At 66.3% G+C, this 21,797-nt stretch carries 19 protein-coding genes; 3 read left to right on the top strand and 16 right to left on the bottom strand.

Annotation, left to right across the window (positions count from 1 at the left end; all coding sequences use genetic code 11):
- Positions 1 to 14 precede the first annotated feature (14 nt).
- Genes zwf through pgl form a run of 3 tightly spaced genes read left to right on the top strand, consistent with a single transcriptional unit; the run spans position 15 to position 3,332 of the window.
- A complete protein-coding gene (zwf, locus tag ACIQCM_RS01045) occupies positions 15 to 1,586 on the top strand; it encodes a glucose-6-phosphate dehydrogenase (RefSeq protein WP_400603903.1) in 1,572 nt (523 codons plus the stop codon).
- Positions 1,583 to 2,524, top strand: a complete 942-nt coding sequence (locus ACIQCM_RS01040; RefSeq protein ID WP_400603906.1) for a glucose-6-phosphate dehydrogenase assembly protein OpcA — start codon at positions 1,583 to 1,585, stop codon at positions 2,522 to 2,524. The genes zwf and ACIQCM_RS01040 overlap by 4 nt, the downstream gene beginning before the upstream one ends.
- Positions 2,514 to 3,332 (top strand): 6-phosphogluconolactonase, encoded by an 819-nt coding sequence (pgl, locus tag ACIQCM_RS01035; RefSeq protein WP_400603908.1) that lies wholly within the window; start codon positions 2,514 to 2,516, stop codon positions 3,330 to 3,332. Before ACIQCM_RS01040 ends, pgl begins: the two co-directional genes overlap by 11 nt.
- Here pgl and ACIQCM_RS01030 read toward each other — a convergent pair.
- The 16 genes from ACIQCM_RS01030 to ACIQCM_RS00955 form a co-directional block, all read right to left on the bottom strand.
- Positions 3,285 to 3,677 carry an RNA polymerase-binding protein RbpA gene (locus tag ACIQCM_RS01030; RefSeq protein WP_400603910.1) on the bottom strand — a complete coding sequence of 131 codons (393 nt, stop codon included), beginning with the start codon at positions 3,675 to 3,677 and terminating at the stop codon, positions 3,285 to 3,287. The two genes, pgl and ACIQCM_RS01030, sit on opposite strands and share 48 nt — an antisense overlap.
- Positions 3,678 to 3,794: 117 nt before the next feature.
- A complete protein-coding gene (secG, locus tag ACIQCM_RS01025) occupies positions 3,795 to 4,052 on the bottom strand; it encodes a preprotein translocase subunit SecG (RefSeq protein ID WP_377215808.1) in 258 nt (85 codons plus the stop codon).
- Between the two features lie 47 nt (positions 4,053 to 4,099).
- Positions 4,100 to 4,915: a triose-phosphate isomerase gene (gene tpiA, locus ACIQCM_RS01020; RefSeq protein ID WP_400603912.1), complete on the bottom strand. Its 816-nt coding sequence runs from the start codon at positions 4,913 to 4,915 to the stop codon at positions 4,100 to 4,102.
- A 119-nt stretch (positions 4,916 to 5,034) separates the two neighbouring features.
- Positions 5,035 to 6,261: a phosphoglycerate kinase gene (locus tag ACIQCM_RS01015; RefSeq protein ID WP_400603914.1), complete on the bottom strand. Its 1,227-nt coding sequence runs from the start codon at positions 6,259 to 6,261 to the stop codon at positions 5,035 to 5,037.
- 10 nt (positions 6,262 to 6,271) lie between these two features.
- Positions 6,272 to 7,282, bottom strand: coding sequence for a type I glyceraldehyde-3-phosphate dehydrogenase (gene gap, locus ACIQCM_RS01010; RefSeq protein ID WP_400603916.1), 1,011 nt, complete (start codon positions 7,280 to 7,282; stop codon positions 6,272 to 6,274).
- A gap of 263 nt (positions 7,283 to 7,545) precedes the next feature.
- Positions 7,546 to 8,172 carry a superoxide dismutase gene (locus tag ACIQCM_RS01005; protein WP_400603918.1) on the bottom strand — a complete coding sequence of 209 codons (627 nt, stop codon included), beginning with the start codon at positions 8,170 to 8,172 and terminating at the stop codon, positions 7,546 to 7,548.
- Between the two features lie 100 nt (positions 8,173 to 8,272).
- The gene (whiA, locus tag ACIQCM_RS01000; protein WP_058267256.1) at positions 8,273 to 9,253 is read right to left on the bottom strand and encodes a DNA-binding protein WhiA; all 981 of its coding nucleotides are present in this window, start codon (positions 9,251 to 9,253) and stop codon (positions 8,273 to 8,275) included.
- A 9-nt stretch (positions 9,254 to 9,262) separates the two neighbouring features.
- A complete protein-coding gene (yvcK, locus tag ACIQCM_RS00995; RefSeq protein WP_400603920.1) occupies positions 9,263 to 10,282 on the bottom strand; it encodes a uridine diphosphate-N-acetylglucosamine-binding protein YvcK in 1,020 nt (339 codons plus the stop codon).
- Entirely contained in the window at positions 10,282 to 11,205 is a 924-nt protein-coding gene (gene rapZ, locus ACIQCM_RS00990) for an RNase adapter RapZ (protein WP_400603922.1), read from the bottom strand. Before rapZ ends, yvcK begins: the two co-directional genes overlap by 1 nt.
- Before the next feature lie 66 nt (positions 11,206 to 11,271).
- On the bottom strand, positions 11,272 to 13,263 hold the full coding sequence (gene uvrC / locus ACIQCM_RS00985; protein ID WP_400603924.1) for an excinuclease ABC subunit UvrC: 1,992 nt from the start codon (positions 13,261 to 13,263) through the stop codon (positions 11,272 to 11,274).
- A 53-nt stretch (positions 13,264 to 13,316) separates the two neighbouring features.
- The gene (locus ACIQCM_RS00980; RefSeq protein WP_400603926.1) at positions 13,317 to 13,985 is read right to left on the bottom strand and encodes a lysophospholipid acyltransferase family protein; all 669 of its coding nucleotides are present in this window, start codon (positions 13,983 to 13,985) and stop codon (positions 13,317 to 13,319) included.
- A complete protein-coding gene (locus ACIQCM_RS00975; RefSeq protein ID WP_400603928.1) occupies positions 13,972 to 14,688 on the bottom strand; it encodes an HAD hydrolase-like protein in 717 nt (238 codons plus the stop codon). The genes ACIQCM_RS00980 and ACIQCM_RS00975 overlap by 14 nt, the downstream gene beginning before the upstream one ends.
- 80 nt (positions 14,689 to 14,768) lie before the next feature.
- Positions 14,769 to 17,690 carry an excinuclease ABC subunit UvrA gene (uvrA, locus tag ACIQCM_RS00970; protein ID WP_400603930.1) on the bottom strand — a complete coding sequence of 974 codons (2,922 nt, stop codon included), beginning with the start codon at positions 17,688 to 17,690 and terminating at the stop codon, positions 14,769 to 14,771.
- A 74-nt stretch (positions 17,691 to 17,764) separates the two neighbouring features.
- A complete protein-coding gene (locus ACIQCM_RS00965) occupies positions 17,765 to 18,163 on the bottom strand; it encodes a GntR family transcriptional regulator (RefSeq protein ID WP_400603932.1) in 399 nt (132 codons plus the stop codon).
- Entirely contained in the window at positions 18,160 to 19,878 is a 1,719-nt protein-coding gene (locus tag ACIQCM_RS00960) for an ABC transporter ATP-binding protein (protein WP_400604299.1), read from the bottom strand. Before ACIQCM_RS00960 ends, ACIQCM_RS00965 begins: the two co-directional genes overlap by 4 nt.
- Before the next feature lie 101 nt (positions 19,879 to 19,979).
- Positions 19,980 to 21,737 (bottom strand): ABC transporter ATP-binding protein, encoded by a 1,758-nt coding sequence (locus tag ACIQCM_RS00955; protein WP_400603934.1) that lies wholly within the window; start codon positions 21,735 to 21,737, stop codon positions 19,980 to 19,982.
- Positions 21,738 to 21,797: the final 60 nt, after the last annotated feature.

Here is a 21,797-nt window from a genome sequence, read left to right as displayed (position 1 = left end):
GCACCGAAGGAACAATGCCAGAAACTGAATACGGCAGAACAACCGGGGCGCGTCCCGGGAAACCGCTGCGGAACCCGCTCCGGGATCCGCGGGACCGCCGTTTGAACCGGATTGCCGGTCCGTCCTCGCTGGTGCTCTTCGGCGTCACCGGTGACCTTGCCCGCAAGAAGCTCATGCCCGCGGTGTATGACCTGGCCAACCGTGGCCTGCTGCCGCCCAGCTTCGCGCTGGTGGGCTTCGGCCGGCGGGACTGGAGCGACGAGGACTTCGCGGGCCAGGTGAGGACCTCCGTGGAGGCCTACGCGCGGACCCCGTTTGACGAGGCGGTCTGGAACCAGCTGTCTGAGGGCATCCGCTTTGTGCAGGGCGAGTTCGACGACGATGATGCCTTTGAGCGGTTGGGGAACGTCATCGATGAACTGGATTCGGTGCGCGGTACCCGCGGGAACCATGCCTTCTACCTGTCCATCCCGCCGAAGGCGTTCGAGCAGGTCTGCCGCCAGCTGTCCAAGCACGGCCTGGCGCAGGCCGACGGCGACAAGTGGCGCCGTGTGGTCATCGAGAAGCCGTTCGGGCACGACCTTGAGTCGGCCCGGCAGCTGAATGACATCGTCGAATCCGTGTTTCCGCCGGATGCGGTGTTCCGGATCGACCACTACCTGGGCAAGGAAACGGTCCAGAACATCCTGGCCCTGCGCTTTGCGAACCAGCTGTTCGAGCCGCTGTGGAATGCCAACTACGTGGACCACGTCCAGATCACCATGGCCGAGGACATCGGCACCGGCGGCCGGGCGGGGTATTACGACGGCGTGGGCGCGGCCCGCGACGTCATCCAGAACCACCTGCTGCAGCTGCTCGCCCTGACCGCGATGGAGGAGCCTATTTCCTTTAACGCCGATGACCTGCGCGCCGAAAAAGAAAAGGTTCTGGCCGCCGTCAAGCTTCCGGATGACCTTTCCGCGCATTCGGCCCGCGGCCAGTTCACCGGCGGCTGGCAGGGCGGCGAGCAGGTCCAGGGCTATCTGGAGGAGGACGGCATCCCGGCAGATTCCACCACCGAGACTTTCGCCGCGATCCGGGTGGACATCCATACCCGCCGCTGGGCGGGTGTGCCGTTCTACCTTCGCGCCGGCAAGCGCCTGGGCCGCCGCGTCACCGAGATCGCCGTAGTGTTCAAGCGCGCCCCCAACCTGCTCTTCCGCGACCACAGCGAGGACGACTTCGGCCAGAACGCGGTGGTGATCCGCGTCCAGCCCGACGAGGGCGTGACCATCCGTTTCGGGTCCAAGGTGCCCGGCACGCAGATGGAAGTCCGCGACGTGACCATGGACTTCGGCTACGGCCACTCCTTCACCGAGTCCAGCCCCGAAGCGTATGAGCGGCTCATCCTGGACGTGCTGCTGGGCGAACCGCCGCTGTTCCCGCGGCATGAGGAAGTGGAACTGTCCTGGAAGATCCTCGACCCGTTCGAGGAGTACTGGGCGGAGCTGAACGAACAGCCCGAGCCGTATGCGCCGGGCAGCTGGGGACCGCCATCGGCTGACGAACTGCTGGCACGCGACGGACGAACCTGGAGAAGGCCATGATTGTAGACCTGCCGGACACCACCACCTCGAAGGTTTCCAAGAAGATCATGGCCCTGCGCGAGCAGGGCGGCGTGATCGCCCTGGGCCGGGTCCTGACCCTGGTGGTGGTCACCAAGTCAGGCCAGGAGGAAGACGCCATCGAGGCCGCCAACGAGGCCAGCCGGGAGCACCCCTGCCGCATCATCGTCCTCGCCGATGCCGGCAAGGAGCACGCGGACCGCCTCGACGCGCAGATCCGTGTCGGCGGCGACGCCGGAGCCTCCGAGGTCATCGTCCTCCGCGGCTATGGCGAACTCGCCCACGAGAGCGAGTCCCTGGTAGCGGCACTGCTCCTGCCCGACGCACCGATCGTGGCCTGGTGGCCGCACGGCGCACCGGAAAACGCGTGCGAGACCTCCATCGGCCGGATCGCCCACCGCCGCATCACCGATTCGGCCAACGAGGCGGATCCGTACGCGGCGCTGGAAAACATCCGGAGCACCTATAAGGCCGGGGACACGGACCTCGCCTGGACGCGCCTGACCAACTGGCGGATCCAGCTGGCCGCCGTCCTGGACCAGGCGGATCCCTCCCCCGTGACCGCCGTGGCGGTCGAAGGCGCCTCGGATTCGCCGAGCACCATCCTGCTGGCCGCGTGGCTCACCCTGACCCTGGAGGCACCCGTCACCATCGTGGCGGATCCGGCGGGGACGGGCATCCGCCGGGTGCGGCTCACCCGTCCCGGCGGCGACGTCCAGCTCTTCCGCCCGGGCCTGTCCGTGGCGGAGCTGACCCAGCCAGGCCAGCCCGCACAGCGGATCTCGCTGCCGCGCCGGAGCCTCCGCGACTGCCTTGCGGAGGAACTCCGCCGGCTCGACCCGGACGAAGTGTTCGGCGAAGTGATTACTATTGGACTGCCACGTACCAATCTAAGGAGCGTCCGACCCAGTGAGCGTTGAGCCACGAGTAAGCATCCACCCTGATTCGTCCGTACTGATGGCGGCCATCGCGGCCCGCCTGATCACCAAGCTTGTCGACGTGCAGGACAAACACGGTGAAGCCACCGTGGTCCTGACCGGGGGCACTGTCGGCATCGGCACGCTGAAGGCTGTTGCCGATTCCCCGGCCGCTCCTGCCGTGGACTGGGCCAAGGTCAACTTCTGGTGGGGCGACGAGCGGTTCGTCGCGGCCGACGACGCCGACCGCAACACCAGGCAGGCCTTTGACGCCCTGCTGTCCCACATTCCGGTGGACCCGGACCGCGTGCATCAGCCGGGATCGTCGGACGACTTTGCCACCCCCGAGGAAGCTGCCGAGGACTACGCCCGGCAACTTCGGGACGCAGCCGCCGCCGAGCACGCTGCGGACATGTCGGACGACAGGCCTGAGAACCCTGGGAGCTTGCCAAGGCTGGACGTTGTCCTGCTGGGCGTGGGTCCGGACGCGCACGTCGCCTCGCTCTTCCCGGAGCAGGCAGGCATCCGCGAAAAGGAACTCACGGTAGTGGGGGTTCGCAACTCCCCCAAGCCGCCGCCGCTTCGCGTATCGCTGACGCTGCCCACCATCAACACCGCTGCCGAAGTATGGATGGTGGTGGCCGGCGAAGACAAGGCCGGCGCCGTGGGGCTCGCCCTTGCCGGGGCCAATCCCGTCCAGGTGCCGGCAGCAGGGCCACGCGGCACGTCCCGGACGCTGTGGCTTATCGACGAGAATGCGGCCTCACGTGTCCCGCAGCAGCTCGTCCGGAAGGACGCCGCGGGCGCGTAGCCTCTCCAGCGCTCCGGCCAGGACAGCTTCGGCGTCCTCGCCGGAGCGCCGTTCCTTAACGTATTCCAGGTGGGTCTTGTAGCCTTCTTCGGACGTAGCGTGAGCGTCCGGCGGCAGCCCGTCTCTGGTGGCCGGCCCCCCGCACCGGCGGCATTCCCACTCCGCCGGGATCTGGTCCTCCGGAAGTTCGCAGAATACCGGCTGGGTGAGATGTCCGCTGGCGCACGTGTAGGTTACACGCATCCTCGGGACGGACTTGCCGGGGTCCCCGTTCTCCAGGCTCGACCCTGTGCCTTCGGTAACGCCGGCCCTGGTACCACGGAAACCGGAAGACGGATGCAGCATCGGGTTCTCCTGCCTCGTTAAACAAAACTGTGGCTGTCGGTATCCGACAGCCACAGTTTAGTTGGCTTCGCCGCACGGCGGCAGAGCCGTGCGGTTAGTGTGCGGTGCAGTGCGGGATCAGGAGTCGCCTGCTCCCGCGAACCGCATCATCAGGCCGAGCGCGATGATAACCAGGCCCCAGGTGACGCCAAGGATGACGGTGAACCTGTTCAGGTTGCGCTCGGCCACTCCGGAGGAGCTCAGTCCGGAGCTCATGCCGCCGCCGAACATATCCGAGAGTCCCCCGCCCCGTCCCTTGTGCAGGAGGATGAGCAGCGTCAGCAGGAGGCTGGTGATGCCCAGGAGGATCTGGAGGATGACTTGAAGAACGTCCACGACGGCCTTTCAGGAGTTGGGATGCGGGAGCGTTTACCGGGTCCGGACTAGTCCGTGACCAGGTGGCTCTCGAACCTGACAATATTAGCAAACTCGGCCGGGTCCAGGCTGGCGCCGCCCACGAGCAGTCCGTCCACGTCGCGCTCACGGAGGATGGCGGCAGCGTTGGCAGCCTTGACCGAACCGCCGTACAGCAGCCGCGTCCTGGCTGCCACGTCGGGGCCGAAGGTGGAATCAAGCTCGGCGCGGATGGCTTGGCACATCTCCTGGGCGTCCTCCGGCCCTGCCACCTCTCCGGTGCCAATGGCCCAGACGGGCTCGTAGGCGACGACGAGTTCGGCGGCCTGGTCGTTGGTGAGTCCCTCGACGCCGGCACGGAGCTGGTCCAGGGTGTGCTGCACGTGGGTGCCTGCCCGGCGGATCTCCAGGCCCTCACCGATGCAGAGCACCGGCGTAACGCCGTGGCGGAAGGCCGCCTTTACCTTGGCGTTGAGGACCTCGTCCGTCTCCTGGTGGATGGTGCGGCGTTCGCTGTGGCCAACCAGCACGTAGCTGCAGCCCAGCTTTGCAAGGAACTGGCCGGAGATGTCGCCGGTGTAGGCGCCGGAGTCGAACTGGGACAGGTCCTGGCCGCCGTAGGCGATGTCCAGGTCGTCGCCTTGAACCAGGGTCTGTACGCCGCGAAGATCTGTGAACGGCGGGAAGACAGCCACCTCAACCCGGCCGTAGTCGTGCTTGGCGTCCGAGAGGGTCCATGCGAGCTTCTGCAGCAGCGTGATGCCCTGGACGTGGTCCATGTTCATTTTCCAGTTGCCCGCGATGAAGGGCTTGCGGTCGAAGGCGCCGTTGGTTGACGTAGTCACGTTTGCTCCGTAAATGTCTTGGGTATGGGACCGGCCGGCCGGCTGCCGAGGCAACCGGCCGGCCGAAAGGTGATGCACTCCCGGCATCGTGTGCCGGGCGGACTGTTACCGGACGTCCGTTAGCGGTCGAGGACGCTCAGTCCCGGCAGTTCCTTGCCTTCAAGGTATTCCAGGCTTGCCCCGCCTCCGGTGGAGATGTGGCCGAACTGGTCATCGGCGAAGCCGAGGGTACGGACGGCCGCTGCGGAGTCGCCGCCGCCAACCACCGTGAACGCGCCGGTTTCGGTCAGGGCCTGGGCAATGGCCCGGGTCCCGTGGGCGAAGGCCTCGAATTCGAAGACACCCATGGGTCCGTTCCAGAACACGGTCTTGGCGCCCTTGATCCGCTCCGCGAAGGAGGCCGCGGAATCCGGTCCGATATCAAGGCCGATTCCGTTGGCTCCGAAGCTGCTGGACTCGATGGCGTCCGCGGCGACCGTTTCATGCGCGGCGTCGGCGGCGAACTTCTCTGCCACCACCACGTCCGTAGGCACGACGAACTCCGTGCCGGCGTCGGCTGCGCGCTTCAGGTAGTCCTGGACCACGGCGATCTGGTCTTCCTCGAGCAGGCTGCCGGCAACCTTGTGGCCGGCAGCCGCCAGGAACGTGAACAGCATGCCGCCGCCCACCAGGATAGTGTCCGCCTTGCCGATCAGGTTGTCTATGACGGCCAGCTTGTCAGAAACCTTCGAACCGCCCAGCACCACGACATAGGGGCGCTGGGAGTCGGCGGTGAGCTTGCGCAGGACCTCGACTTCGGTGTGCACCAGGTCGCCCAGGTACGACGGAAGGCGGGTGGCGACGTCGTACACGGATGCGTGCTTGCGGTGGACGGCACCGAACGCGTCGTCCACGAAGGCGCCGTTGTCACCGGTGAGCGCTACCAGCTCGTCGGCAAAGGCACCCCGCTCGGCGTCATCCTTGCTGGTTTCGCGGGCGTCAAAGCGCACGTTTTCCAGCACGAGGGCTTCGCCGTCCTGCAGCCTTGCTGCGGCTTCGCGGGCTGAGCTGCCCACCGTGTCACCGGCGAGGGTGACCTTGAAGCCGGCCAGTTCGGCCAGCCGGGCCACGGCAGGCTTGAGCGAGAACTTTTCGTCCGGCGCACCCTTGGGGCGGCCGAGGTGGGCTGTTACCAGCACGCGGGCACCGGCGTCCGTGAGCTTTGACAGCACTGGAAGGGAGGCCTTGATGCGGCCGTCGTCAGTGACTGTAGAGCCGTCGAGCGGCACATTAAGGTCACTTCGAACCAGAATGTACCGCCCGCGGACACCTTCAGCGAGTAGTTCGTTGAGGGTGTGAGATGTCATGTGTCTAACCCTAGCCCAGCTTGGATGCGACAAGCTCCGTGAGGTCAACGAGCCGGTTCGAGTAACCCCATTCGTTGTCATACCAGGAAACAACCTTGACCTGGTTGCCGATTACCTTGGTGAGGCCGGCGTCGAAGATGGAGGACGCGGGGTCGCCCACGATGTCCGAGGAAACGATCGGCTCGTCCGTGTAGGTCAGGAAGCCCTGCAGTTCCTCGGACTCCGCGGCGCGCTTCAGCGCGGCGTTGACTTCTTCAACGGTGGTCTCGCGGGACACGGTGACCGTGAGGTCCGTGGCGGAGCCGGTGGGAACGGGAACGCGGATGGCGTAGCCGTCCAGCTTGCCCTTCAGTTCGGGCAGGACCAGGCCGATGGCCTTGGCTGCGCCGGTGGAGGTGGGGACCATGTTGATGGCTGCGGCGCGGGCGCGGCGCAGGTCGTTGTGCGGGCCGTCCTGGAGGTTCTGGTCTGCGGTGTAGGCGTGAACGGTGGTCATCAGGCCACGCTCGATGCCGAACTCATCGTTGACCACCTTGGCCAGCGGGCCGAGGCAGTTGGTGGTGCAGGAGGCGTTGGAGATGATGTGGTGCGTGGCGTTGTCATAGAGGTTGTGGTTCACGCCCATGACGATGGTGATGTCTTCATCCGATGCGGGTGCGGAGATGAGGACCTTCTTGGCGCCGGCGTCGATGTGCTTCTGTGCAGCCGCGGCCTTGGTGAAGAAGCCGGTGGATTCGATGACGATGTCCACGCCCAGCTCGCCCCAGGGCAGGTTGGCGGGGTCGCGCTCGGCCAGGACCTTGACGACGTTGCCGTTGACGACGATGTTGCCGTCCTTGACCTCGATGGTTTCCTTCAGGCGGCCGCCCACGGAGTCGTACTTGAAGAGGTGCGCGAGGGCTTCGGGGCTGGTGAGGTCGTTGACGGCAACGATCTCGAGGTCCGCGCCCTGTGCGAGTGCTGCGCGGAAGTAGTTGCGGCCAATGCGGCCAAAGCCGTTGATACCAATACGGGTCGTCACTTTTTCAGTCTCCTTGGTGCTTTCGAAAAGCACTACTAGTTGAGCGGGCGATGAAGCCTACTAACAGATCCCGCACGCCATTGGGCAGAGATAATTTACATACCGGAGGACGACCAGCCTCATTGCTGAAGGCTGACCGCCTTCCGTGACCCATCTTACGTTTAACTGGGTCCGCCCCCGCAACTGCGGGGGCGGACGGTCCACATCGCGGCTGTTTTAAGTCCGAATGTGAAGTTTGTTACACGCTGGTGTCGCCGGTGTCACTACGGAAGGGTGATCAGTCCCGTGGCGTTGGTGCGTGCTGCCTCGAAGCGCTTGGCGACATCTGCCCAGTTGACGATGTTCCAGAATGCCTTGACGTAGTCAGCCTTGACGTTCACGTAGTCCAGGTAGAAGGCGTGCTCCCACATGTCCAGCATGAGCAGCGGCGTCGTGCCGAGCGCCACGTTGCCCTGCTGGTCGTAAAGCTGTTCGATGACGAGGTTGCCGCCGATGGGCTCGTAGGCCAGGAAGCCCCACCCGGAACCCTGCAGGCCGAGGGCCGCAGCGGAGAACTGGGCACGGAAGGCGTCGAAGGAGCCGAACGCATCGTCGATGGCCGCCGCCAGCTCACCTTCGGGCTTGTCGCCGCCGTCCGGGGAGAGGTTGTTCCAGAACACGGAGTGGTTCACGTGGCCGCCGGTGTGGAAGGCGAGGTCCTTCGACAGGCGGTTGATGTTGGCAAAGTCGCCCTTCTCGCGCGCTTCGGCCAGCTGGGCCAGGGCGTTGTTGGCGCCGGTGACGTAGGCGGCGTGGTGCTTGCTGTGGTGCAGCTCCATGATCCGGGCGGAGATGTGCGGTTCAAGGGCGGCGTAGTCGTAGCTGAGTTCGGGCAAAACGTACTCGGTCACAAAATCCTCCAATATCGTGGACCTCTCGGTCCGGTTGGTCTCTCTCGGATTGTGCATCCGGACGTCAGGCGCCCGGAATTATTTCGATTCTATGGGCCCGCTACTCGTCCAGCATTTCGGGCGTCACATTGGCATCCGTGCCGGGAATCCCGAGGTCAACGGCGCGTTTGTCCGCCATGGCCAGCAGGCGCCGGATCCTTCCGGCGATGGCGTCCTTGGTCATCACGGGGTCCGCCAGGCGGCCCAATTCGTCCAGGCTGGCCTGTTTGTGTGCCACGCGCAGTTCACCGGCGTACTTCAGGTGGTCAGGGACGTCGTCGCCGAGGATTTCCAGCGCCCGCTCCACGCGTGCTCCCGCCGCGACGGCTGCCTGGGCGGAGCGGCGGAGGTTGGCGTCGTCGAAATTCGCCAGCCGGTTGGCCGTGGCGCGGACCTCCTTGCGCATACGGCGTTCCTCCCAGACCATCAGCGCGTCGTGGGCGCCCATCCGGGTCAGCAGGGCGGCAATGGTGTCCCCGTCGCGGATGACCACGCGGTCCACTCCCCTGACCTCGCGGGCCTTGGCCTGGATGTCCAGCCGGCGGGCAGCACCCACCAGGGCAAGCGCCGACTCCGGACCGGGGCAGGTGACCTCAAGCGAGGACGAGCGGCCGGGCTCCGTGAGCGAGCCGTGCGCCAGGAAGGCGCCGCGCCACACTGCTTCGGCGTCCGCCGCCGATCCGTTGACGACGGCGGAGGGCAGCCCCCGGACGGGGCGTCCCCTGCCGTCAAGCAGGCCGGTCTGCCGCGCCAGCGCTTCACCGTCGCGCACCACCCGAACCACGTAGCGGCTGGCGCGGCGCAGGCCCCCGGCCGAAACCACGATGATTTCGCTCTGATGCCCGTAGACCTCGGCAATGGCGGCGCGGAGCCGGCGCGCGGTGGACGCCAGGTCCACTTCCGCCTCGATGACGATTCGGCCGGAGATGATGTGGAGGCCGCCGGCGAACCGGAGCATGGCCGAGACCTCGGCCTTGCGGACGGAGGATTTCTTGATGTCCAGCCGGGACAGTTCTTCCTTGACTGATGCTGTCAGTGCCATGGCACCTTCCTAACTGTTCCCGAATATGTCCTGGTACGCCGTTGCCAGACGCAGGGGGTCATGGACGGGCCGGCGACCCGACGCCCCTACTTTACCCAAGACAACCTCCGCACCGATCATCCCCGCGGCCCTTTCGAACTCCAGCCGGTCCGGCACGGAGGCCGGATCAGCCAGCACCACGTCCACTCCGAAGCCGGGGGCGTAGCGGCGGAGCGCGTGCAGGTGGTCCGCAGCGGACATGCCCATGGTTTCCTTGGTGTCCGTGGCCAGGTTCATGGTGAGGCACCTTTTGGCCGGTGTGCTGCAGAGCGCCTCGCGCATTTCTGGCAGCAACAGGTGCGGCAGGACCGAGGTGTACCAGGACCCCGGGCCCAGGATGACCCAGTCCGCCAGTTCAATGGCGCTCAGCGCCTCGACGCATGCGGGCGCATCCTCGGGCAGCAGCCTGACGTGCTCCAGCGATCCGGCCACCGCACACTTTGCCTGGCCGCGCACCGTCTGCAGGACGGAGCTGCCGTCCGGGGCGGTGGCGCGCACCTCTCCCTCGATGGTCAGGGGCACCGTGGACATCGGCAGGACCTGGCCGCGGGCTCCCAGCAGCGCGCCGGCCCACTTGAGCCCGCCCACCGCGTCGCCCAGCAGTTCCCAGAGCGTAACGATCAGCAGATTTCCCATGGCGTGCTCGTCCAGCGATCCGCCCGGGCCCTTGCCCGGCTGGAACCGGTGCTGCATGACGTCCCGCCAGGTGCGGCCCCAGTCCGTGTCATCGCACAGGGCGGAAAGTGCCATCCGGAGATCCCCCGGCGGGAGGACGCCGTACTCTTCCCGCAAGCGCCCGGAAGAGCCGCCGTCGTCCGCTACCGTGACGATGGCCGTGAGCTCCGAGGTGAGCAGGCGCAGCGCCGACAGGGAGGCCGACAGGCCGTGGCCGCCGCCAAGCGCAACGACGTTGGGGCCCTTGTCCTGCTGGCCGCCGAAACCGCCGGCCGGCGCCGGCACCAGGGGCAGGGCTCCCGTAAACAGCCCCATTATTCCCGGCCCAGGTCCCGGTGCGTGGTGGTCACGGTGACCCGTGGGAACTGCGCCAGCTTCTTCGAAATTTCCATGGCCACGGCCACGGAGCGGTGCTTGCCGCCGGTGCAGCCGACAGCAATGGTGGCGTAGTGCTTGTTCTCCCTGCGGTAGCCGTCCAGCACCGGTTCCAGCGCCATCACGTAGCGGTCTACGAAGCTCTTGACCCCCTCGGCCTCGAGGACGTAGTCGCTGACGTCCTTGTCCAGGCCGGTGTGCGGGCGCAGCTGCGGCACCCAGTGCGGGTTGGGAATGAACCGGACGTCGGCCACGTAGTTGGCGTCCACGGGCAGGCCGTACTTGAAGCCGAAGCTCATCACGTTGATCCGCAACGCAACGGGACCGGACTCGCTGAACAGCTCGGTGATGGCGGTTGCCAGTCCGTGGACGTTGTAGCTGGAGGTGTCAATTACGACGTCGGAGCTGTCGCGGAGTTCCTGGAGCAGCTCGCGTTCGGCGGCGATGCCGTCCAGGATCCTGCCGCCACCCTGCAGCGGATGCGGCCGGCGGCCCTGTTCGAAGCGGCGGACCAGGACGTTGTCGCTGGCATCGAGGAAGAGCACCCGGAATGTGATGCCGCTGGCCTCGAGGGCGCCCAGGGCGGCCCGGATGTCAGCGAACAAACCCTTGCTGCGCACATCCACCACCACCGCAAGCCGCGGAATGGACTGGGGCGCATGGGACACGAGTTCAGCGAGGGTGCCGAGCATCTGCGGGGGCAGGTTTTCCACGACATACCAGCCGTGGTCCTCCAGCGCATCCGCGGCAGTGCTCCGGCCTGCCCCGGACATCCCGGTGACCACCAGCAGCTCCGCCTCCAGTGGCTTGACGGGTTCCATCCCGTCCTGCCCTGCGCCGGATTCCGCCGTTGTGCCTGCCATCAAGTCCCCGTTTCCGTTCGTCTTACTGCCGGTGGCCGCACCGGCAGTCCCCCGCCTTTACCCTAGCTAAGTTTCGATGATTTCGCCGGTGGTCATGTTGATGGCGGGCGCAGCCGGCGCGGCCCCGGCGGCCGCGAAGTGGCTGACGATCGCTCCGGCCAGCGCCGGCCCGATTCCCTTGGCCGTGGCAAGCTCCTCGGCTGTGGCAGCCTTGATGCCCTTGACGGACCCGAAGTGCGCCAGGAGGGCCCTGCGCTTGGCCGCGCCCAGGCCGGGCACGCTGTCCAGCGCGGACACGGTCATGGCCTTGCCGCGCTTCTGCCGGTGGAACGAGATCGCGAACCGGTGGGCTTCGTCGCGGATGCGCTGCAAAAGGTAGAGGCCTTGGGATGACCGGGGCAGGATGACCGGGAAGTCGCTCTCCGGCAGCCACACCTCCTCCAGCCGCTTGGCCAGCCCCACCACGTAGACGTCGTCGATGCCCAGGTCCGCCAGGGCCCTGGCGGCCGCGTTCACCTGCGGCTTGCCGCCGTCCACAACCACCAGGTTGGGCGGGTAGGCGAACTTTGCCTTGGGGGCGGGGGTGGTGGTGTCCAGGAGGGCATCGGGGGCACCGGACACCGGCCCATCCTGCGCCGTCCCGTCCACCTGCGCCGTCTTGTCCTGCAGATAGTGCCGGAACCGGCGCGTCAGGACGTCCCGCATGGCGGCGGTGTCATCCGCAGCGGCGGCCCCGGTGATGGAGAACTTGCGGTAATCCGCCTTCTTGGGGAGCCCGTCCTCCACCACCACCATGGAAGCCACCACGTTGGTTCCCTGCACGTGCGAGACGTCGAAGCATTCGATCCGCAGCAGGGCCACCGGCAGGTCCAGGGCCTCCTGGAGTTCCTGCAGGGCCTGCGACCTGACGGTGAGATCACCGGCGCGGCGCGTCTTGTGCAGTTTCAGGGCATGTTCGGCGTTCTCGCGCACCGTTCCCATGAGCGCGGCCTTGTCGCCGCGGCGGGGGACCCGGATATCGACTTTCGCGCCGCGCAGCCCACCGAGCCACCGGGCCAGTTCCGCGGCATTGCTCGGTTCCACCGGAACCAGGACTTCACGGGGAAGCCGGCCCTGCGTGTCACCGTCTTCGCCGTACACCTGCTGGAGCAGGTGCTCGACGAGGTCCGGAGTGGTGGAGTCCTCCACCTTTTCCACCACCCAGCCGCGCTGGCCGCGGACGCGTCCGCCGCGGACGTGGAACACCTGCACGGCGGCCTCGAGCTCATCCTCGTGCAGGGCGAAGATGTCCGCATCGGTATCCTCCGCGAGGACCACGGCGTTGCGTTCAAAGACCTTGCGCATGGCAGTGATGTCATCACGGAGCCGCGCGGCGCGTTCATAGTCCAGGCGTGCCACGGCCTCGGCCATTTGCTTCTCCAGCTTGGCAATGAACCGCTTGGCTTCACCGCCCATGAAGGCGCAAAAATCATCGGCCAGGGCCCGGTGGTCCTCCGGCGAGATCCGTCCTACGCACGGGGCGGAGCATTTGTCGATGTAGCCGAGCAGGCAGGGCCGGCCGCTGGCCTCGGCCCGTTTGAAGACGCCGGCGCTGCAGCTGCGGACAGGGAAGACGCGCAGGAGGGTGTCCATGGTCTCCCGGATGGCTCCGGCCGTGTAGGGACCGAAATACCGGGTGCCCTTCCGGCGGTCGCCGCGCATTACCTGGACGCGGGGGTATTTCTCGCCCATCGTCACTGCCAGGTAGGGATACGTCTTGTCGTCCCGGAACACCACGTTGAAGCGCGGCTTGAATTCCTTGATCCAGGTATATTCAAGCTGCAGCGATTCCAGTTCGCTGCCCACCACGGTCCACTCCACGCTGCTCGCGGCATGCACCATGGCATAGGTCTTGGGCATCAGGCCCGCTGGGTTGGCGAAGTAGGAGCTCAGCCGCGAACGGAGGCTCTTGGCCTTGCCCACGTAGATGACGCGGCCGTGCGCGTCCCTGAACCGGTAGACCCCCGGGTTGGTGGGAATTTCACCGGTCCGGGGCCGGTAACTTGCTGGATTTGCCACTTATCCATTCTACTGAGCCGGCAGGCCGTGCCTTGCCGCCGTTCGCCGCGGGCCTACCCGGCGGATTTGCTCTGGTTGTAGCTGGTGGACCGCTCCTGGCCGCTGAGGGCCGCAATGGCGTCCATGATCCGGTCCGTCACTTCACGGCGTGCCGGCAGTGAGTGGTCCGGTCCTGTCCTGTCGAAATAGAGCGGCTCCCCCACCTTCATGGTGAAGTGCTGCGGCCGCACGCCCTTCTCACCGGCACGCTGGAGGTTCTCGGTACCGATGAGACCCACCGGAATCACGGGCGCTCCGGTGGTCAGGGCGAGCCAGCCGACGCCGGTCCGGCCGCGGTACAGTATGCCGTCCCTGGACCGGGTCCCCTCCGGGTAGATACCGATGCCCTTGCCCGCCTCCAGGATGTCCAGGAGCGTCTTCAGGGCCTGGACGCTGGCGGCCTGCTCACCGCGCTCCACCGGGATGGAGCCGACGGATTCGAAGAACGCCTTCATCGCCTTCCCCTTGAGGCCGCCGGTGGTGAAGTACTCTGCCTTGGCGAAGAAGGCGACGGGCCGGGGCATGAGGGCCTGCACGATCACGCTGTCGAAGAAGGACAGGTGGTTGGGCGCGACAATAAACGGACCGTCTGCCGGGACGTTTTCGAGTCCTTCGACGGTGGGACGGCAGGTGCCGGCGATCAGGTTTCGCGTGGTCCAGCGAACGGCATCAAACATTTCCATCGTTGGTCACCCCGCTCATGGCCGCGGTGTGGATGGCCTGGAGGCGGCCCACAGCCTCCAGCAGGGCTGCAGGGGTATGGACGACGGCGACGGCACCGGCGCTTTCAAGCTCACCCTCGGCGGCGAAGCCCCAGGCGACGCCTACGCAGTCGAGTCCGTTCGCCACCGCGCCGTCCACATCCTGGGCCCGGTCCCCCACCATGACCGCGTGCCGGGTGTCCAGGTCCCTGAGGGCGGCGGCGATCATTGCCGACTTCCCGACGGGAACGCCATCGAAGGAAACCTCCTCGTCCGGCGCCCCGTGGATGCCGCGGAAGAATCCGTCGATGCGGTGAAGGGCCAGCAGTTTCCGTGCCATACCCTGGGGTTTCTGGGTGGCGACCGCCAGGGGCCGTCCGGACGCCGCGAAGGATTCCAGCACGTCGCGGATCCCGGGGTAGAGCCGGCTTTGAGCCATTCCGCTGACCATGTAGTGCCCGCGGTAACGGCGCACCACGTCCTCCAGCTTGTCCGCCGGGACCTTGGCGATATTCAACAGCGAGTCACTGAGCCTGGGGCCGATCATGGTCTCCAGGAGTTCCGGTGCGGGAACGGGAAGCCCGGTTTCGGCGAGGGCCGCGGAAATTCCCCCTGTTATCCCACCGGCCGGATCGACAAGAGTGCCGTCCAGGTCAAAGATCACGGGCACTGTTGTTTGAGTCACCGGGCTAGTTTCTCACGAGAGCACACAAGCCTGAAACTCGCATTCCCCTTAAGGAATATTCCAGTGTCCGGGCCGGCGGGCTAGCCCAGGATTTCCGCGAGGAACCTGGCCGTGTGGCTGGTGGTGGACTTTGCGACCTGTTCCGGGGTCCCCGACGCCACTATCTGCCCGCCTCCTGAGCCCCCGTCCGGGCCCAGGTCCACGATCCAGTCCGCACTCTTGATGACGTCCAGGTTGTGTTCAATGGTGATCACCGTGTTGCCCTTGTCCACCAGGCCCTGGAGCACCAGGAGGAGCTTGCGGATGTCCTCGAAGTGCAGGCCGGTGGTGGGCTCATCCAGAACATAGATGCTGCGGCCGTTGGAACGCTTTTGCAGCTCCGAGGCCAGCTTGACGCGCTGCGCTTCACCGCCGGAGAGGGTGGTGGCGGGCTGGCCGAGGCGGACGTAGCCCAGTCCCACGTCCACCAGGGTCCGCAGGTGCCTGGCGATGGGTGTGAACGCAGCGAAGAACTCTGCGGCCTCCTCGATGGGCATGTTGAGGACATCGGCAATGGTCTTGCCCTTGTAGTGCACCTCGAGCGTCTCGCGGTTGTAACGGGCACCGTGGCACACCTCGCACGGGACATAGACGTCCGGCAGGAAGTTCATTTCGATCTTCAGCGTTCCGTCACCCGAGCAGGCCTCGCAGCGGCCGCCCTTGACGTTGAACGAGAAGCGTCCGGGAAGATAGCCGCGCACCTTGGCCTCAGTGGTTTCCGCGAAAAGCTTGCGGATGTTGTCGAAAACCCCGGTGTAGGTGGCCGGGTTGGAGCGCGGCGTACGGCCAATGGGGCTCTGGTCCACGTGGACCACCTTGTCCAGGTGTTCCAGCCCCTGGACCGTCTTGTGCCGTCCGGCCACCTGCTTGGCGCCGTTGAGCTTGTTGGCCAGTACTTTGTAGAGGATTTCGTTGACCAGTGTGGACTTGCCGGAGCCGCTGACGCCGGTTACCGCGGTGAAGAGCCCCAGCGGGAAGGCGGCGTCCACGTTCAGCAGGTTGTTTTCCCTGGCGCCGACCACCTTGATCTCGCGCTTCTTGTCGTACTTGCGGCGCTTGGCCGGCACGTCGATTTTCTTCCGGCCGGCAAGGTAGTCGCCTGTCAGCGAAGCCTTGTTCTCCAGCAGGGCCGGGTAAGAACCTGAGTGGACCACCTGGCCGCCGTGCTCCCCCGCGCCCGGTCCGATGTCCACGATCCAGTCGGCAACCTGGATGGTGTCCTCGTCATGCTCCACGACGATGAGGGTGTTGCCCATGTCCCGCAGCCGGGTGAGGGTGTCGATGAGGCGCCGGTTGTCGCGCTGGTGGAGCCCGATGGAGGGCTCGTCCAGCACGTAGAGCACGCCCACCAGACCGGAGCCGATCTGGGTGGCAAGCCGGATGCGCTGGGCTTCGCCACCGGAAAGGGTAGCGGAGGGCCGCTCCAGGTTCAGGTATTCCAGTCCTACGTCCAGCAGGAAGGTGAGCCGCGCCTGGATCTCCTTCAGCACCTGGTGCGCGATCTGGGCCTCACGGCCGGTCAGGACGAGGTTGTTCAGGAAAGCGGCACATTCCCGCATGGGGAGCGCAGCCACATCCGCGATGGACTTGCCATTGATGAGCACGGAGAGAGACGCCGGGTTCAGGCGGGCGCCGTTGCAGGCGGGGCAGGGGACCTGCCGCATGTATTCCTCGTAGCGGTCGCGGGCCCAGTCCGAGTCCGTTTCGCCATGCTTGCGGTGGACGTACTGGATGGCACCTTCGAATCCGGTGCTGTACTTGCGTTCGCGGCCGAAGCGGTTGCGGTACTGCACCACGACCTTGTGGTCCTTGCCATGAAGGACGGTCTGGCGCACGTCCTTGCCCAGCTTCTCCCAGGGGGTGGTCATGGAGAAGCCCACTTCCTTGGCCAGGCCTTCCAGGAGCCGGTTCCAATACTCGGTGGTGGCGGTGCCCAGTGACCAGGGGGCAATGGCGCCCTCGGACAGTGAAAGCTCCGGGTTGGGAACGATGAGTTCCTCATCCACCTCGAGGCGCGTGCCGATGCCGCTGCAGGCCGCGCAGGCACCGAAGGGGTTGTTGAAGGAGAAGGACCGGGGTTCGATTTCGTCAATCGCGAGGGGATGCTCGTTGGGGCACGCCAGGTTCTCCGAGAATGCCCTGATCCTGCCGGGGGCGTCGGCTTCCAGGTCGACGAAGTCGGCCAGCACCCGGCCCTCGGCGAGCCCCAGGGCGGTCTCGATGGAATCGGTCAGCCGCTGCCTGATGCCTTCCTTGACCACAAGGCGGTCAACCACCACTTCGATGGTGTGCTTGAACTGCTTGCCCAGCTTGGGCGGCTCGCTGAGCTGGACCAGTTCACCGTCCACCCTGGCGCGCGAGTAGCCCTTGGCCGTGAGTTCCTTGAACAGGTCCACGAACTCGCCCTTGCGGCCGCGGACGACGGGAGCCAGGACCTGGAAGCGGGTTCCTTCGTCCAGTTCGAGGAGCTGGTCCACGATCTGCTGGGGTGTCTGCTTGGTGACCGGCTCGCCGCACTCGGGGCAGTGGGGACGTCCCACACGGGCCCAGAGCAGGCGCATGTAGTCGTAGATCTCGGTAATGGTGCCCACGGTGGACCGGGGGTTCTTGCTGGTGGACTTCTGGTCGATGGACACTGCCGGGGACAGTCCCTCGATGAAGTCGACGTCAGGCTTGTCCACCTGTCCGAGGAACTGGCGCGCGTAGGCGGAAAGCGATTCGACATAGCGGCGCTGGCCCTCGGCGAAGATGGTGTCGAAGGCCAGGGAGGACTTTCCGGAACCTGACAGCCCGGTGAACACGATCATGGCATCGCGCGGCAGGTCCAGGTCCACGTTGCGGAGGTTGTGTTCGCGTGCTCCCTTGACGACCAGCCGGGAGAGGTCCGGCCGGTGCGGTACAACATCCGAACCGGCGGAAAGTACGGAAGGGGAGGCGGTTTCTTCAGCTACGGCTTTAGGCACTCCATCATGCTAATCGAAAACTTCTTCGAACCTCCACGCAGGATGGCCTCAGCTCCCTCCTGGCCGGCGTCTCCCTACTGGCCGGCGTCGTATGCCGCGGCCAGGAGCTGGACGGCCTCGGCGAACGTGGCGCCCTGTGCCCTGGCAGCTGCGGCGTAGGCGGCGGCGGCCGAGGACAGTCCGCCAAGCCGTTCGTCCCGGGCGCAGACGACGGTGCCGTTCCTTCCGCGGGTTGCCACGATCCCGGCGGCTTCCAGTTCCTTGTAGGCCCGGGCAACGGTGTGCGGTGCAACATCCAGCTCCGCCGCCAGGGCACGGACCGCCGGCAGCCGGGTGCCGGCGGGCAGGTTTGAATTGTCCACGAGATGGATGATCTGGAGGCGAAGCTGCTCAAACAAGGCCACGGTGCTGGTGGGGTTGGGCTTCCAGGTACCGGGGAAGCCCGGGGCAGCGGTCCTGGCGGCGGCGCTCAAGAGCCGGCCTCCAGCGCCGCGGTGCGGTCCTTCCCGGGCGTGAACTGCGCGTTGTAGAGCCTGGTGTAGTAGCCGTTGGCGGCAAGCAGGTTCCGGTGTGTGCCCTGTTCAACGATGCGTCCGTGGTCCATGACGAGAATTAGATCAGCGTTGCGCACCGTGGACAAACGGTGGGCGATCACCAGGCTGGTCCTGCCGTGGAGCAGCCGCTCCATCGCCTGCCGGATCAGGAGTTCGGTCCGGGAGTCGACGGAGCTTGTCGCCTCGTCCAGGACCAGGATGTCGCGCCGGGCCAGGTGCGCCCGGGCAATACTGATCAGCTGCCGCTGTCCCTGGCTCAAGGGATCGCCGCCGTTCTCCAGCACGGTGGCATAGCCGGCCGGAAGGGAACGCACAAAGCGGTCCACATGGCTGGCCTCGGCGGCCGCGACAATGGCCTCTTCCGGAGCGTCCGGATTCCCGTAGGCGATGTTTTCGCGGATGGTTCCGTCAAACAGCCAGGCGTCCTGGAGGACCACGCCAAACCGGGCCCGCAGCCGGTCCCGGGCGATCGCCCCCAGTTCCACGCCGCCAAGGGTTATCCGGCCGGAGTCCGGCTCACAGAAGCGCAGCAGGAGGTTCACAACCGTGGATTTGCCGGCACCGGTATGGCCCACGATCGCCACAGTCTGTCCCGGCTCTGCAGTAAAGGAGAGGTTCCTGACGGCGGGGCCGGCGCCGGGATAGCCAAACGTCACGTCCTCGAACACGATCCGCCCGTCCGCCGGAACGGCTTCCTCGGCCTGGCCCTCCGCCGGATCTTCAACGGCGTCCAGCAGCGCGAATACCCGCGCCGCGGATGCCACGCAGGACTGGATGAGGGTCAGCATGCCACCAATCTGGCCGACAGGCTGGGTAAAAAGCCGGCTGAACTGGATGAAGGCCTGGATCCCGCCGATGGTCATGGCGCCGGCAATGACCTGGAAGGCCCCCACCACGGCAACCGCAATGTAGTTCAGGTTGGACACCAGCACCATCAGGGGCTGGACCATCCCGGAGGAGAACTGTGCCCGGGCAGCCGCCCGCGCCAGCCGGTCGTTGCTGCGCGCAAACACAGCGGCTGCCCGCTCCCGTTGGCCGAAGGCCTTGATGACCTCGTGTCCGGAAATGAACTCCTCCACGTGGGAGTTGAGCTCGCCGGTCTCCGTCCATTGCCGGGCGTAGTTTGCCTGGGACCTGCGCGTCACCAGCACGGTGATCAGGGTGGAGACCGGAACGGTCGCAAGGGCGATGGCGGCCAGCAGCGGTGAGATCCAGAGCATCATGGCCAGCGAACCGCAGAGCATCAGCACCGACATGATGAGCTGCGTCAGCAACTGGTTAAGGGCCTGGGCGATGTTGTCCACGTCGTTCGTGGCCCGGCTCAGCACGTCCCCGCGGGACCTTCCCTGGAAGTACGCCGATGGGAGGCGGTGCAGTTTCTCCTCCAGGGCGCCGCGGACTCCGTGCATGAGGCCCTGGACGGACCGGGCGGTGAGGATGCCCTGCACCCAGTTGAACAGGGACGCGAGAATGTACATCGACGCAACGAGTGCCAGCAGCAGCCCCAGCCTTCGCTCGTCCAGGCCTCCCCTCAGGACGCCGTCAACCACGACGTCGGTCGCGTCTCCCAGGTATTTCGGCGCGGCCACGTTCAGTCCGGAGAAGGCGCAGGTCGCAGCTACGGCCCCGACCATTGAACGCCGGTATGGTGCGAGCAGCCCCAGGAGCCTGGCCGCGGTGGGCCAGAAGTTGACGGCCGTATCCAGGGTGGCGGCCTGCTTCGCGGGCCGGCGCTTCACGGCTGGCCGTCCAGGGCGAGTTGTGAGTCCGCGATCTCGCGGTAGGCGGGCGACGTGTCCAGCAACTCCAGGTGGGTGCCCTGCGCCACGAGCCGCCCGTCGTCGAGCACCAGGATCAGGTCGGCATGCCGGACCGCCGAAATGCGTTCGGCGACCACCACGACGGCAGCGGGAGCGAGCACGCCTCCCAGCGCTCCGCGGAGCCTGGTGTCAGTGTCATAGTCCAGCGCGGAAAAGCTGTCGTCGAAGAGGAAGAGGGGCGCGCTGCGAAGGAGTGCGCGGGCAATGCAAAGACGCTGGCGCTGGCCTCCCGAGAGGTTGGTGCCGCCCTGGCCGACCGGCGTGTCCAGGCCGAGCGGCAGGTGCGCCATGAAACGCATTGTCTGGGCAGTTTCGAGGGCCTGCCACAGCTCGTCCTCGGTGGCCTCTGGAGCCGCCATCCTCAGGTTGTCCGCAATCGTGCCGGTAAAGAGGTGCGCATGCTGCGGAACCAGCGACATTGACGCCCGGAGCGTGTCCAGCGGCAGTTCCCGTATGTCGGTTCCATCAAGCGAGATCCGGCCGTGGGTGGCGTCCAGGAAGCGCGGAACCAGATTCAGCAGGGTGGATTTTCCGCTGCCGGTGGAACCGACGATCGCTGTGGTGGTTCCCGGGACGGCGGTGAAACTGATGTCCGCCAGCACGGGCTCCTCGGCACCGGGATACGAGAAGCCCACACCGCGGAACTCGAGGAGCCCGCCGGGGCCCGCCGCCGGTGCGCCGCCGGCCGGACGGTCGCTGGCATGGAGCGGGACGTCCCGGACGGACGGCTCGGCCGCCAGGACCGCCCCAATGCGCTCAGCGCTGACAGACGCCCGCGGTGCTGTCATGAGCACGTACATGGACATCATGATGGCCAGCAGGATCTGCAGGATATAGGAGATGAAGGCAGTGAGCGCCCCAAGGTTCATCTCCCCCGACTGGATCCGGTGGCCGCCGAACCACACGACGGCAACCGAAGACAGGTTGACCACCAGCATGATCAGCGGAAGCATGCCTGCCACCAGCAGCGCGGACTGCAGGTTGTTCGCAGTGAGGCTGCTGTTGGTCCGCCCGAAACGGCGGATTTCGTGGCCCTGGCGGACAAAGGCCCGAATGGCCTGGGCGCCGATGATCTGCTCCCGGAGGATTCCGCCTGCCCGGTCCAGCAGTTCCTGCCCCTCGCGGTACAGCGGAACAAGGCGGCGCACGATCCGGTACATCACCAGCATGAGGACCGGCACGACGGCGATGACCACTCCCGACAGCGCCACGTCCTGTTGCAGTGCCAGTATGATGCCGCCTACGCCCATGGCGGGACCCGCCACCAGCATGGTGAAGGCGAGTACGGCAAACGCCTGGATCTGTTGCGCATCGTTTGTAGCCCGCGTAGCGAGGCTGTGGGTGCCGAAGGCAGCAATGTCCTGGGTGGAAAGCGTCTGTATGCGGGCAAATGTCTCTGCCCGCAGGCGGTGTCCGATCCGCATGGCCACCACGGCCGCGAGGTAACCCGCGGCTATGGCGGCTGCTGCCTGTAGTGCCGCGACGGCGGCCATGGCCAGGCCAAGCCCGGAAATCACAGCGGTGTTGCCGGCAACAATGCCGTCATCGATGATGGCTGCATTGACCGTGGGCAGCAGGAGGTTGGCGGCGGCCTGGACCAGCTGCAGCAGAACAATGGCGGCAACAGGGATCTTTTGGCCCTTGAGCATCCGCCCCATCAACCCGATCAGCAAGTTGCCTCCACTGGGGGACGGTGGCCGCCGGGCCGGGCGTTGGCCCCCTGGAACGCCCAT

The sequence above is a fragment of the Pseudarthrobacter sp. NPDC092439 genome (assembly GCF_044754945.1).
Lineage (GTDB): Bacteria > Actinomycetota > Actinomycetes > Actinomycetales > Micrococcaceae > Arthrobacter.
Note: the sequence above shows the minus strand (reverse complement) of the source record. Positions and strands in the feature narration are given on the sequence as shown.

Excerpts from the sequence above, each read along its gene's own strand:
- zwf (WP_400603903.1), top strand. The coding sequence starts at position 15 with ATGCCAGAAACTGAATACGGCAGAACAACCGGGGCGCGTCCCGGGAAA.
- ACIQCM_RS01040 (WP_400603906.1), top strand. The coding sequence starts at position 1,583 with ATGATTGTAGACCTGCCGGACACCACCACCTCGAAGGTTTCCAAGAAG.
- ACIQCM_RS01030 (WP_400603910.1), bottom strand. The coding sequence starts at position 3,677 with ATGCTGCATCCGTCTTCCGGTTTCCGTGGTACCAGGGCCGGCGTTACC.
- ACIQCM_RS01015 (WP_400603914.1), bottom strand. The coding sequence starts at position 6,261 with ATGACATCTCACACCCTCAACGAACTACTCGCTGAAGGTGTCCGCGGG.
- whiA (WP_058267256.1), bottom strand. The coding sequence starts at position 9,253 with ATGGCACTGACAGCATCAGTCAAGGAAGAACTGTCCCGGCTGGACATC.
- yvcK (WP_400603920.1), bottom strand. The coding sequence starts at position 10,282 with ATGGGGCTGTTTACGGGAGCCCTGCCCCTGGTGCCGGCGCCGGCCGGC.
- rapZ (WP_400603922.1), bottom strand. The coding sequence starts at position 11,205 with ATGGCAGGCACAACGGCGGAATCCGGCGCAGGGCAGGACGGGATGGAA.
- ACIQCM_RS00980 (WP_400603926.1), bottom strand. The coding sequence starts at position 13,985 with ATGGAAATGTTTGATGCCGTTCGCTGGACCACGCGAAACCTGATCGCC.
- ACIQCM_RS00960 (WP_400604299.1), bottom strand. The coding sequence starts at position 19,878 with ATGGTCGGGGCCGTAGCTGCGACCTGCGCCTTCTCCGGACTGAACGTG.